This is a genomic window from Deinococcus alpinitundrae (genome assembly GCF_009982895.1).
Lineage (GTDB): Bacteria > Deinococcota > Deinococci > Deinococcales > Deinococcaceae > Deinococcus > Deinococcus alpinitundrae.
The window spans coordinates 1-624 of sequence record NZ_WXZL01000099.1; the positions used below are offsets into that span (position 1 = coordinate 1).

Annotated in this window: 1 protein-coding gene; it reads left to right on the forward strand. The window is 57.9% G+C overall.

The genetic code is table 11. The features are described 5' to 3' along the window. Nucleotides 1-624, forward strand: a 624-nt coding sequence (locus GUI70_RS22560; RefSeq protein WP_161884511.1) for a transposase, incomplete at both ends; no start/stop codon positions are given.

Sequence of the window (624 nt, forward strand, 5' to 3'; positions counted from 1 at the left end):
ACTCATTGTTGATCTGACCTCGATCGCGAAGGAAGGTCGCTTCGAAGGGTTAGGCGACTGGATGCACACCTTGAATTCGGTGCAGGGTGTGCACGTCGTGCTGCTGTACCTTTGTTGCGGAGAACTGCGCCTGCCTTGGTCCTTCTTGATCTGGCGGGGTAAGGGAGAGCCCTCACCTACCCAACTGGCCTTGAAGCTCCTGCGCGGACTTCCGCTGGAAGTCCGCCACAGCAGCAAGACCATTCACCTGCTGGCTGATGGAGGATTCAGCAGCAAAGCGTTCATCCAAGGCATCATCGCGCTCAAGTTCGCGGGATTCATCGGGATGCGGGCAGATCGAAAAACCTCCACTGGGCAACACTTGCGCGACATCACGACATCAGGCCGGAAGATCGAGTTGCACGATCTTCCTGGGGTGCCACTGTGGGTGACTTGGGTCTGGCTGCCAGCCAAAAAAGGCGATGCTCAGGAACGGCGCTTCATCGTCTCGACCGTGCCACGCACGGCCCAGGTCATCAAACGCACCGGGAAACGTCGCTGGAAAATCGAGGCCCTCTTCAAAACCCTCAAGAGTCGCTTTGGCTTTGGGAAGTTCGGTCAACAGACCAAACGAGGCGTGCTGCG